An 11958-nucleotide genomic window follows, 5' to 3' on the forward strand; every position below is an offset into this window, starting at 1 on the left:
ATACATTTGGAACTGGAAAAGTAAGTGAAGAATTACTTGTTGATTTAGTTAACAAGAACTTTGATTTAAGACCAGGAGCAATAATAAGAGATTTAGACTTAAGAAAGCCTATGTACAAAAATGTTGCAGCTTATGGACACTTTGGTAGAACTGACTTAGATTTACCATGGGAAAGAACTAATAAAGCTGAAGCTTTAAGAGAGCAAGCAAATATATAGTTAGATAGTATAGCTTAGGAATATATATAACATTTCGTCATGTTATATATATTCCCTTAGCTATTTCTTAAATCAAGTGACAGTTAGAGGATATAAATAGAAATAAGGCATTGCACTATGTGCAATGCTTTATTTTTGTTAAAGTTTTCCAGTTTTTAACCGTATATAAGTAGATGGTATCAAATTAGCTATATTTTAGAAGTTATTATACTTCTTTTTAAGAAAAGCTATCATAATCAACAGAGGACAGGGAGGAAAATATATGAAATTAAAAAACTTAAAAATAGGACAAAAGTTAGGGGTAGCATTTGTTATTTTATTAGTGTTTACTGCATTATCAAATTTATTTTTAATAAGCAACTTAAAAAAATCTACAGATAGAAGCAATCAATTATTTGATGGTCCTTTTCAAGTAACCAATGAATCTATGAGTATTAGAAGGGATTTAGCATCTATAGATCAAATTACTATGAACTCTATTGCAGGAAATAAGTCTGAAGAACTTGAAGCTTTGGTACAAAAAGATTTTGAAAATATTGATAAAAGCATGGATGTACTTAGAAAAAAAACTTTAGGTGACAAAAAATTAGTTGATAATCTTGGAACATCTTTAGAAACATTAAAAAGAGAAAATGGCAATCTATATTCACTTATACATCAAGGAAAAGCAAAAGAAGCAGAACACATTGCAGTAACATCTGGAAGTGTATATTATAATGCTTATGATACATGTATAAATACGGCAAAAGCTATATATGAAGATGAAAAAGCTCGTAGTGTAGAATTTAATAAAGAGATAGAAGAAAGATCATCAAAAGCTATTAAATCTTCTGTAGTAATAAGTGCAGTTGTTATATTATCAGGTCTTGGTATATGTATATTTATAACAAAAAAATTACAAACTCCAATCAAACAATTAGAATCTGCTGCAAATAAAATGGCAGATGGAGATTTTGATATAGATATTGAGTATGAATCAAAAGATGAATTAGGGTCATTATCAGATAGTATGCGTCAAATGAGTAGTAAAACAAAAGAAATTATAATGGATACTACACACGTATTAGAAGAAGTTGCATCTGGAAACTTTGATGTTGAAACTAGTACTGAGTACGTAGGAGTATTTAAAGTAATAGAAAGTTCTGTTTTAAAAATAACTAAAGATCTAAGTGAAATAATGTTACAAATAAACTTAGCATCAGAAGAAGTTGAAGGAGCATCAAATCAAGTATCAAGTGGATCACAACTTTTAGCACAAGGTGCTACAGAACAAGCAAGTGCAGTGGAAGAATTATCTGCAACTATAGCAGAAATATCAGATAAAATTAAAGAAAATGCTGATAATGCAAAAAAAGCAAATTCATTAATGTTAAATTCAAGTAAGCAAGTTAAAGAAGGAAATGACCAAATGACTCATATGATAAAAGCCATGGAAGAAATATCATTTACTTCTAATGAGATAGCTAGAATAATAAAAACAATTGATGACATAGCATTCCAAACTAATATATTAGCTTTAAATGCAGCTGTAGAAGCAGCTCGTGCAGGAGAAGCTGGTAAAGGATTTGCAGTTGTTGCAGATGAAGTTAGAAACCTAGCATCTAAATCAGCTGAGGCCGCTAAAAATACAGCTACACTTATTGAGAATTCAATAGAAGCTGTTGATAAAGGTAATGAAATAGTAGAAAATACAGCTGATTCATTCAAGAGAATAATAAACACAACAAATAGAACAACTGCAGTAGTTAATGATATAGCAAAAACATCTGAAGATGAAGCTAATGCAATAAACCAAGTTACACTAGGTGTAGACCAAATATCTGAAGTAGTTCAAACAAATTCAGCAACTTCAGAAGAAAGTGCAGCTGCTAGTGAAGAATTAAGTGGACAAGCACAAATGTTAAAATCACTTATAGAAAGATTTAAGTTAAAAAGTGTAAATAGTTCAAGTAAAAATATAAATTTTGAAGAAGAATTAGATGATTATTTTGGAGCTAAAAATGTTTAAATTTAGTTAGCTTTATATGCTAGTTATGATATATAGTCTTCCGGCACTAAAGCCTAAAAGCGTGGCTTTAACGTTTTGTCAGCCTATATATCATAACTTAGCTTGAAAAAAGTTAAACTAAATTTTATTGAAGGTGTCGTGGATGCGACACCTTTTATTTTTTTGTTTTTGAAATTACACTTGCATTACGAGGTATTTTGATTTACTATATTTATGTAACTACATCGTATAGTGAGGTACTTAATGAACGGAGGTGATTTTATGGAATTAAATAAAGAAGTTTTAAAAGGTCATATAGACACATTAATTTTAGCTATTTTAGATGAAAAAGATTCTTATGGATATGAAATAGCTAAAATTGTTAGGGATAAAACTACATTTGAGTTAAAAGATGGAACAATGTATGTTTCTCTTAAAAGATTAGAAACAAAAGGGTTGATAAAATCTTACTGGGGAAATGAACAAGGGGCAGGCAGTAGAAGAAAGTATTATAACATAACTGATGAAGGAAGAACCGCTTTAGATATAAAAATACAAGAGTGGGACTTTGTCCAAAACATAATGAATCAATTTTTAAAGGGGAGAAAATAAGTTATGAAAATTATTGATGAATATTTAAAGTCATTATATAAAAATGATAAAAGTAAGGAAGTAAAAGAGTTAAAAGAAGAATTAAGGGAGCATTTAATAACATCAACTAATGAATTTATTGATAATGGATATTCAGAAGAAGATGCACAAAGAGAAGCTATAAATCAATTTGATGGTGGAACTGAAATGCTAAAAGACTTACATAAATCGCTTAAGGAAAGTAAAAAGGATAATGAAAAATTAAATAAAAGAATGATAAATATATTCAAAAATACAGCTGTATTATCTTTAATTGTATGTTTAACAATGATGGTATTTATAGGAAATATTCGAGAAAAAATTAATTATATACATGATATGATGGGCGTTGAGGTAGATATCATAACAACGGAAAAAGACATACACAACCCAAAAACTTATGAAAAGGAATTAAAAGAATTACTTAATACTAAAGAATTTAAGCTTGTAAGAAATTTAAATATATAGATAAATCCAGGTGAAAAAGTTGTATATAGATACAGTGATAAAGTAAATCAAAAGGATAAGCTTGTTACATTAGGTGGGAATGGAAAAATTCTTAACTCAAAAGGAGAAAGAGGTGGATTTGAGGTTTATATAGATTATACTCCAGTATTGACAGCTAATATGATTTTTGGATGTTCATTATGTATAGGAATAGCTTCAGCTATTATTTATATAGCGTTACTTATAAGGTTTAAGTTTGCATTTAGGAAAAAATTAATCTATAGAGAAGTTTAATCTATAAAACTAATTGTAGGTGTCGAATGGTTGCGACACCTTTTTTGTTGAATTGTTAGAATATTAAGTTAAAAGGTAATTAAGAAAATATGGTGAATAATTAATAATATTGGTAAAAAATGACAAATAAGGGGTGCATTATGAATAAAAAAATATTTGGAGGATTATTAATAACAAGTATGTTATTAATATCAGGGTGTACATCTACTAAAACTACAGATGTAAATATATTAGCGACTACAGATTTACATGGAGTACTTCCAAATGAATTAAGTGAATATGTAGCAAATGAAAAAAAGAAAGATAAAAATATAACATTAGTCGATGCTGGTGATTTTTGTGATAGTGAATTTGGGGTATCTGGGGATATGGAAAAATTCTTTGAACAGACAGGTCAGGATAGATTAGCGAATAACTTACAATATAGGGATATGCCTTTAGCAAAAGAAATGAAGGATATCGGATATGAAACTGTAACCCTTGGAAATCATGAGTTTTTAGGAAGTAAAAAAGAACTAGATAATATGATAACTAGTTTTGAAAAACAAGGTGTAAGTGTCTTATCAGCAAACACGTATAAATCAAATGGAGAAAGTTATACAAAACCTTATGTAATAAAAGAAGTAGAAACTCCAGAGGGAACTGTAAAATTAGGAATATTGGGACTTACTATAAAAGAAGTTGGAGAAAGTAAATATTGGGATGGAGAAAAGTTAGTAGAAAATAAATCTTTGGAGCTTAAAGATCAAGATGGATTTAAGGGAGAATTATATATGACAGATTTAGTAGAAGATGCTAAAAAATGGGTCAAAGTCATGAAAGAAAAGGACAAAGCTGATATTGTAGTAGCTGTTGCTCATACTGGAGAAAAGCCTAAAAAACCAAGACACCCAGGAAATAGAATACAAGATTTAGCTACACAAGTTGATGGGATAGATGCAATTGTAGCAGGTCATAACCATGTTCAAATTAAACAAAATGATTATAAAAATAAATCAGGAGAGAATGTTATAGTAACAGAGCCTGGGAAACATGGAGAATGTATTTCTAAAATAAATTTAAAGCTAGAAAAAGATGGGGATAAATGGGAAGTTATTGATAAATCAAGTGATATAGTTCAATTTGAAAAAAGTAAAACAGCTCTAAATGAGATGTGTAATAACATAGGTATATTTGGGGCTTCAGTATTTGAGAAAAAAGATAAATTAGGTGAAGAAATAAGCTTTGGTAAAACTATGAAGTTTAAGTGGAATAAACTATATGTGTTTAGTCCAAAAACACAAAGAGAAAAAATTTACAATACAGTGGGATATAAGTTTTTAAATATTGCTGAAAGTAATGAACCCCAGCTAGTATTTATGAACGGAAATGAAGTTGTCTTATACATGAGTGGCGAGGAAAGGTGTGCACCATATAGCTTTGATTTTAAAAAATCAGATTTTAATGATGGAGTTTTAACTATTAGATCTGATAAAAATGACTGCTTTAGAATGGAAGAAGGAGAAGAAAATACATATACCAATAGTCCTACGATTAAGTTTGTTTATACATCTAAGTAGAGTTAAGATAAAGAAAGGGTTTTGAGATTTTATGAATAAAAAATTATTATATATAACTATAGGAATATTTACAATTTTTATAGGGGGATGTACATCTACGAAAACGACAAATATAAGTGTATTAGCTACTACAGATTTGCATGGAACCTTACCATATGAGTTAAGTGATTATGTTGCAAATGAAAAAAATAAGGATAAGAATATTACTTTGGTTGATGCAGGAGATTTCTTTGACTTAGGATTTGGGGCATCTGACGATATGAATAGATATTTTGATAAACGTAGAGAGAATAGAAATACTGAAAAGTACATAGAAGCACCTATAGCAAAGGAAATGAAAGATATAGGGTATGATGCCGTAGTTCTTGGAAATCATGAATTTGTATCTAATAATAAGTTTTATCTAGACAATTTAATATCTGATTTTGAAAAACAAAAAATAGATGTATTGTCAGCAAATGCATACAAAAAGAACGGGGATAATTATACAAAACCATATGTTATAAAAGAAATAAATACTCCACAAGGCACTGTAAAATTAGGAATTTTAGGACTTACAATAAAAGAAGTTGGAGAAGGAGATGTAGAATTGAAAGATTTACCAAATTACAATCAAGAACTGTATATGACAGACTTGGTGGAAGATGCTAAAAAATGGGTTAAAGTTATGAAAGAAAAAGATAAGGCTGATGTTATAGTAGCTGTTGCTCACACTGGAGAAAAGCCTAAAAAACCAAGACACCCAGGAAATAGAATACAAGAGTTAGCTACTCAAGTTGAGGGTATAGATGCAATTGTAGCAGGACATAACCACGTTCAAATTAAACAGCATGATTATAAAAATAAATCTGGTGAGAATGTTATAGTAACAGAACCTGGGAAACATGGGGAATGTATATCTAAGATAAATTTCAATATAGAAAAAACTAAAGATGGATGGGATATAGTTGATAAATCTAGCGAAATAATTCAGCTTGAAAAAAGTAAAAAAGAATTAGAAGATATATTTAACAATATAAGTAATTTATTTAGTAAAACTGGAGATCTAAATGAAAGTACTAAAGAAGTTAATTTAGGAAAATTAGCACCTTTTGAGTGGGATAAGGCATATGCATTTAAGATAGGTACTCCAAGGGAGGAAATCTATAAAACTATTGGGTATAAGTTTTTAAATATTGGAGAATCAGAAGTTGGAGAGTTTAATCAAGTTGCATTTATCAAAGACAACAAAGTAGTATGCTTCTTATATGGTAAAAAAGATATGACTGGATTTGGTATGAACTTTAATGATGATGATTTTAAAGAAAATACTTTAGAAATTATCCCTGGAAAAAATGATAAGTTTTTAATTGATATAAGTGAAAAAGAACCATTAAATGGGCTTCCTATAGTTAACTTAAATTATGTAGGACAAGTAGGATAGTTATAAAAAAGATATCACATATTACTTAGTGTGATATCTTTTTCTACGTTTAAGGAAATTAACCTTAATAAAAGACAGTTGATAGAATATGAAGCTTAGTTATATAAACATAATGTGAATATAATATTTAGCATATATTGCAATTTTAAAATAACTAGAATATAATGAATATATAGATATTTAACTAATTAGCTAAATATATAAAGGAAGGAATTTATTTATGGGAAAAGTGTTTAAAGCTTTAAGTGATGAAACTAGAAGAGAAATTTTAAAACTTTTGAATAAACAGGATTTAAGTGCAGGCGAGATATCTAATCACTTTGATATGTCAAAACCATCTATATCTAAACATTTGGATATTTTAAGAGATGCAGAACTTATAAGTTCTGAAAAGAAGGGGCAGTTTGTAATTTATTCTATAAACACTTCTGTAATTCAAGAAGTTTTAGGGAATTTTTTAGATATATTTCAAAAATAATAAAGGGGGAATGTATATATGAAAAAGATTGATATTACAGGGATAGTGCTTTCTATAGCATCGTTATTAATTATAATTTGGGGAACAATAGCACCAGAAAATAACTTAAGTTTTACTGTTGTTGTAGCACTCGCTATTATTTCAATGATAATTTTAGATATCAAAGCATCAAAGGTATCAAATTTATCAGAAGGAAATCCTAAAATTAAGACTATGAGATTTTTGAATAGACTTAGCATGTTAGTTTTTGTAGGATTTTACTTATTGACTATTATGCCATCAACTAAGAATTTATTAAATTTAGAAAATAATGATATAGTTATAGTTACTTTGGTATCTATTCTAATTATAGTATTTGGAAATTCTGCACCTAAAATACCATTCAATAGATATGTAGGCTTAAGACTTCCTTGGACTATAAGAGATGAAGATACTTGGAAATTAGCTCATAAAATTTTAGGATATATTTCTTTTCCAGTAGCAATTATTATGTTTATATCAGCATTTTTCTTTAAAATAGAAACATCTTCAACTATATGCATATTATTGTGGATCATAATTCCAGGGGCGTATTCATTTATATTCTATTATAAAAAAATGAGGAGATTAAAAGTATAAAAAATACCTATCAAATTTGATAGGTATTTTTTATACTTTTCATTTAAATAAACTATTAATTTAGGTTAATATATTAAGATGAGTACAAAATTTTGCATAAAAAATGTGCGTATATTTTGTCTTTTGTGCAAAAATAAAAAGTTATATAATGAACTTAAGAAAGGAAGAACATATGAAACTTAATAAAAGACTAGAAGATATATTAGATATACTTATGAATCATGAATATGTAAAAATTGAAAAAATAGTTAAGTTATTAAATATTTCTAGAAGAACAGTTTATTACGATATTTCAAAAATTAATGATTATATAAAAAAATATAATTTAGAAATATCGAATGTAAGAAACTTAGGTTATCATATAAGCTCAGAAGATAAAGATAAGATAAGAAAGGTGCTTAAGTACTCTAAAGATGACTATATATTATCTTCAGAAGAAAGATGCATAAGTATAATAATCGATTTATTTTTATCTTTAGAAAAATTAACGATAGAAAGATATTGTAACAAGCTTTTAGTAAGTAGAAATACTGTTTTAAACGATATCAAAAATATTAGAGAATATATAAGTAAATATAAATTAGAATTAGAAGCTAAAAATGGATATAAGTTAGTTGGAAGCAATAATTCTAAAAGATATCTATTTATAAATTTATACAATGAATACAATTATTTTTTCGATGAATACGGGTATATGCAAGTATTTGAAGATATAAAGACTTTAATGAAAGAAGAAAATCTAAATATTTTAAAAAATACCAACGCAAATTATATACTTATGTATTTAGCAATTTTTTATAAAAACTATTATGTAAAAAATAAAGATATTATAACTTTTAAAAATGAAGATAAGAATTTCCTAGATAGTTTAGACTCTCATCAAGAGGTTAAAAGATTATTAAATATAATTAGAAACGTCTTAAATAATGACATTGATGAAGACGAAGTGTATTATATACAAACGTTTTTTACAAAAGATGAAGATATAAGAACATATTTTTATCAAAATGAACTTAATAGTAAATATATTCTTCCTGTTAATATGATGGTAAAAGAGTTTGAAAAGATTTCTTGTATATCAATAGAAGATTATGATGTGTTATCTAAAAATATACTAAATCATCTTATACCTTCTATATTTAAAATAAGGTATGGAATTTACTACTTAAACTTAATAAAAAGCGAAGTAAAGCAAAAGTATAAATCAATTTATCAGTTTACAAAACAAGTTGTAAAAACTATTGAGAACAACTTGGATATATATTTAAATGATGATGAGATAGCATATATAGCTATGTACTTTGGAGGATATAGTTCCAAAATGGGAGTTGAAATTAAAATTCCTAAAATTGTTATAGTATGTAATTCAGGTATGGCAACTTCACAGCTTCTTAAAAATCAGATAGAGCAGTTATTTGATTTGATAGAAATTCAAGATATATTGCCTTTGAAAAATTTTGAAAATTATGAAAAGTACTATGATTTTGCTATAACTACTGTAGACTTAAACCAAAAACAAGCTATAAAGGTAAATCCTATACTTACAGATTTAGATAAGCAAAATTTACTATCTCAAATATCAAATACGCAATCTGTATTTAATTTTGAACAAGAATTTATAAATAAAATTATCAATGGAGTAGAAAAATACGCAACTATTTCAAATAAGGAAAAGCTAAGAGAAGAGATTAAAAATATTGTAATTTCTTCTAGAGAAAAAGGAAAAAGTTATAAAGCAACATTAAGAGAACTTCTAAATGAGGATACTATTTATCTAAATCAAGAAGCAGCAAATTGGGAAGACGCAATAAGAGTTAGTGCGAGACCACTAAAGAATTTAGGATATGTTAAAGATTCTTATATAGAGGCTATGATAGAAAATGTAAGAAAATTAGGCCCATATATAGTTATAGCTCCAAAGGTTGCGATGCCACATGCAAGACCAGAAGATGGAGTAAATAAAGTTAGCATGACCCTTACAACATTTAAAGAAGAAATTTATTTTTCTGGGAAAGAGCAACATAAAGTTAAGATTCTTATAAGCTTAGCTCCAAAAGATAATCAAACACATATAAAAGCACTTGCTTGTCTGACTAAAATGCTTAGTAAAAAAGAAAATATAGATAAAATTTTAAATAGTAAAGATAAAGATGAAGTTTTAGAAGTTATAAATAAATACTCAAGATAAGCAAGGGGGGGTAAGAGATGATAGTTAAAGTTTTAGACAATGTAAATGACTATAAAGAAGCTATCAAAATTACTTGTGATATTTTACAAAAAAGGGATTCGATAAATGATTCTTATTATGAAGCAATACTAAATAAAATTGATGAATTTGGATCATACTTTTGCATAGCACCTAAAATTGCAATGCCGCATGCAAGACCAGAAGATGGAGCATTAAAAACAGATTTATGTTTGTTGAAGTTAAATAAGCCAGTAGATTTCTTAGGCAAAGAAGTTAGTTTATTTTTCACTTTAAGTGCAGTTGATAGTAGCTCACATCTAGAAATTATGCAAAAGGTTGCTAAAGTATGTATGGATCAAAATAAATTAAATACAATATTAAATTTAAATAATGAAAAAGAGATAATGGAGGTAATGTAATATGAATAGAATAATGGCAGTTTGTGGATCAGGATTAGGATCAAGTTTTATGGTAGAGATGAATGTTAATGAAGTATTAAGTGAATTAGGATTAAGTGGATATGAAGTTTCTCACAGTTCTTTAGCAGATGCAACAGCTGATCAAGCAGATATATTTATAACAGCAAGAGACTTAGAAGATAGTGCATCTCACTTACCAAACTTAATAGTTTTAGATGCGTTATTTGACAAAGATGAATTAAAAGCTAAATTACAAGAAAAATTAGGTTGCTAAAACCTAAATAAAGAGGGGGCATCATAGATGAGTGGTTTTTTAAAAGTAACTATCGACTTTTTATCTGAGCCATCAGTGCTTGTAGGATTTATAGTTTTAGTAGGACTTTTATTACAAAAGAAGCCTATTGAAGATATAATAAAAGGAACTTTAAAGGCTATGGTTGGATTTGTTGTAATAGCAGCTTCAGCAGGTATAATAGCAGGTTCACTAGAACCGTTTGGTAAAATGTTTGAGTATGGATTTAATGTAAGTGGAGTTATACCTAACAATGAGGCAGTAGTTGCACTTGCTATGGATCAATTCGGTACAGCTACAGCGCTTATAATGACATTTGGTATGATAGTAAATATTCTTATAGCTAGATTTACGAAATTTAAATATATATTTTTAACAGGACATCATACATTATTTATGGCTTGTATGATAGCTGTTATATTAATATCAGGTGGAATGAGTGGAGCTCACTTAATATTTACGGGTTCACTTGCACTAGGACTTTTAATGGTAATTTCTCCTGCTATATGTCAACCTTTCATGAAAAAGATAACTAAGAATGACTCAGTAGCACTTGGTCACTTTTCATCAGTTGGATATGCGATATCTGCATCAATAGGAAAGGCTGTTGGAAAAAATTCAAAATCAACAGAGGAAATGAAAGTTCCTAAGTCTTTAAGTTTCTTAAGAGATTCAGCAGTTTCTATATCAATAACTATGTTAATTTTATATATAGTAGTTGCACTTGTTGCAGGACCTAAGTTTATTGAATCAGAGTTATCAGGTGGTAAAAACTTTATAGTATTTTCAATGATACAAGCATTAACTTTCGCAGCAGGATTTATATTAATCCAAAATGGAGTTAGATTAGTTTTAAATGAAATAGTTCCTGCATTTAAAGGAATAGCTAGCAAGTTAGTGCCTAATTCAAAGCCAGCACTTGATTGCCCTATAGTTTTCCCTTATGCACCAAATGCAGTATTAATAGGATTTTTAAGTTCATTCATCGGAGGTATAGTTTCGATGTTAGCTCTTGCAGCAACAGGACTTGTAATAATAATACCGGGGGTTGTGCCTCACTTCTTCACAGGAGCTACCGCAGGAGTATTTGGAAACTCCACAGGTGGTAGAAAAGGAGCTGTAATTGGAGCTTTTGTAAATGGAGTAATAATATCACTATTACCAGTAGCATTACTTCCTGTACTTGGTAGTTTAGGTGTTGCAAACTCTACTTTCTCAGATGGAGATTTTGGAGTAGCTGGAATATTCTTAGGTAAGGTACAAGCTTTAGTTGGAGGATATGGACTTACAGCAGTTCTTTTAGGAATACTTGCAATACTAATTATTTTAACAGTTAGTTCTAATAAAAATAAATCATCAAAAATAGAAAATTAATTAAAAAGCCTACTAAAAGAAAGTTTCTTTT

At 28.2% G+C, this 11958-nt stretch carries 12 protein-coding genes; all 12 read left to right on the plus strand.

What is annotated here, in order from left to right:
* The coding region (locus ACRDDE_RS06200) for a methionine adenosyltransferase domain-containing protein (protein ID WP_438626303.1) at nucleotides 1–218 on the plus strand (218 nt) is incomplete at its 5' end.
* Nucleotides 219–480: 262 nt separating this feature from the next.
* Nucleotides 481–2226, plus strand: a complete 1746-nt coding sequence (locus tag ACRDDE_RS06205; protein ID WP_438626305.1) for a methyl-accepting chemotaxis protein — start codon at nucleotides 481–483, stop codon at nucleotides 2224–2226.
* A 261-nt stretch (nucleotides 2227–2487) separates the two neighbouring features.
* Nucleotides 2488–2817 carry a PadR family transcriptional regulator gene (locus ACRDDE_RS06210; protein WP_021430747.1) on the plus strand — a complete coding sequence of 110 codons (330 nt, stop codon included), beginning with the start codon at nucleotides 2488–2490 and terminating at the stop codon, nucleotides 2815–2817.
* Nucleotides 2818–2820: 3 nt separating this feature from the next.
* A complete protein-coding gene (locus ACRDDE_RS06215; RefSeq protein WP_438626307.1) occupies nucleotides 2821–3303 on the plus strand; it encodes a permease prefix domain 1-containing protein in 483 nt (160 codons plus the stop codon).
* Between the two features lie 413 nt (nucleotides 3304–3716).
* Nucleotides 3717–5135: a metallophosphoesterase gene (locus ACRDDE_RS06220; protein WP_438626309.1), complete on the plus strand. Its 1419-nt coding sequence runs from the start codon at nucleotides 3717–3719 to the stop codon at nucleotides 5133–5135.
* A 31-nt stretch (nucleotides 5136–5166) separates the two neighbouring features.
* Nucleotides 5167–6558, plus strand: coding sequence for a metallophosphoesterase (locus ACRDDE_RS06225; protein WP_438626311.1), 1392 nt, complete (start codon nucleotides 5167–5169; stop codon nucleotides 6556–6558).
* A 220-nt stretch (nucleotides 6559–6778) separates the two neighbouring features.
* Complete coding sequence (locus tag ACRDDE_RS06230) at nucleotides 6779–7036, plus strand: autorepressor SdpR family transcription factor (protein ID WP_021430750.1); 258 nt, start codon at nucleotides 6779–6781, stop codon at nucleotides 7034–7036.
* 18 nt (nucleotides 7037–7054) lie between these two features.
* Entirely contained in the window at nucleotides 7055–7654 is a 600-nt protein-coding gene (locus tag ACRDDE_RS06235) for an SdpI family protein (RefSeq protein ID WP_438626313.1), read from the plus strand.
* 172 nt (nucleotides 7655–7826) lie between these two features.
* The gene (locus ACRDDE_RS06240) at nucleotides 7827–9842 is read left to right on the plus strand and encodes a BglG family transcription antiterminator (RefSeq protein ID WP_438626314.1); all 2016 of its coding nucleotides are present in this window, start codon (nucleotides 7827–7829) and stop codon (nucleotides 9840–9842) included.
* A 17-nt stretch (nucleotides 9843–9859) separates the two neighbouring features.
* Complete coding sequence (locus ACRDDE_RS06245) at nucleotides 9860–10261, plus strand: PTS sugar transporter subunit IIA (RefSeq protein ID WP_021430753.1); 402 nt, start codon at nucleotides 9860–9862, stop codon at nucleotides 10259–10261.
* A 1-nt stretch (nucleotide 10262) separates the two neighbouring features.
* Nucleotides 10263–10535, plus strand: coding sequence for a PTS sugar transporter subunit IIB (locus ACRDDE_RS06250; RefSeq protein ID WP_021430754.1), 273 nt, complete (start codon nucleotides 10263–10265; stop codon nucleotides 10533–10535).
* Between the two features lie 27 nt (nucleotides 10536–10562).
* Nucleotides 10563–11927 carry a PTS ascorbate transporter subunit IIC gene (locus tag ACRDDE_RS06255; RefSeq protein ID WP_438626316.1) on the plus strand — a complete coding sequence of 455 codons (1365 nt, stop codon included), beginning with the start codon at nucleotides 10563–10565 and terminating at the stop codon, nucleotides 11925–11927.
* The last annotated feature ends 31 nt before the right edge of the window (nucleotides 11928–11958 follow it).

Origin of the sequence: Paraclostridium sp. (genome assembly GCF_051656405.1) — a bacterium.
Lineage (GTDB): Bacteria > Bacillota > Clostridia > Peptostreptococcales > Peptostreptococcaceae > Paraclostridium.